General features: G+C 46.3%; 2 tRNA genes and 1 rRNA gene. All 3 read left to right on the forward strand.

From position 1 onward, the window contains the following. Nucleotides 1-142, forward strand: a 16S ribosomal RNA gene (locus tag F9817_RS23770); the annotation flags it as partial. A 61-nt stretch (nt 143-203) separates the two neighbouring features. Continuing rightward, nucleotides 204-280, forward strand: a tRNA-Ile gene (locus F9817_RS23775). Nucleotides 281-307: 27 nt separating this feature from the next. Beyond that, nucleotides 308-383, forward strand: a tRNA-Ala gene (locus tag F9817_RS23780). Nucleotides 384-514: the final 131 nt, after the last annotated feature.

Here is a 514-nt window from a genome sequence, read left to right on the forward strand (position 1 = left end):
GCCCGTCACACCATGGGAGTGGGCTGCAAAAGAAGCAGGTAGTTTAACCTTCGGGGGGACGCTTGCCACTTTGTGGTTCATGACTGGGGTGAAGTCGTAACAAGGTAGCGCTAGGGGAACCTGGCGCTGGATCACCTCCTTAACGATAANATTATTGCGATGAGTGTTCACACAGATTGATACGGTTTAATAGAGCACCTAGTGGGTCTGTAGCTCAGGTGGTTAGAGCGTTCGCCTGATAAGCGAGAGGTCGGTGGTTCGAGTCCACTCAGACCCACCAATTCTTCTTTAGAAGAACAATACCGATGGGGCTATAGCTCAGCTGGGAGAGCGCCTGCCTTGCACGCAGGAGGTCTGCGGTTCGATCCCGCATAGCTCCACCATCTTTAAGCACATTTNCTTAAGTGTTCTTAAAAATGGTTTCTTTCTTTATAGAAAGTGAATCTTTGCTCTTTAATAATTTGGAAAGCTGACAAAACATTCTTTTAGAATGTTTGTAAAAGTTCTCAATTAT

The sequence above is a fragment of the Vibrio eleionomae genome (assembly GCF_009874545.1).
GTDB classification, from domain to species: domain Bacteria; phylum Pseudomonadota; class Gammaproteobacteria; order Enterobacterales; family Vibrionaceae; genus Vibrio; species Vibrio nitrifigilis.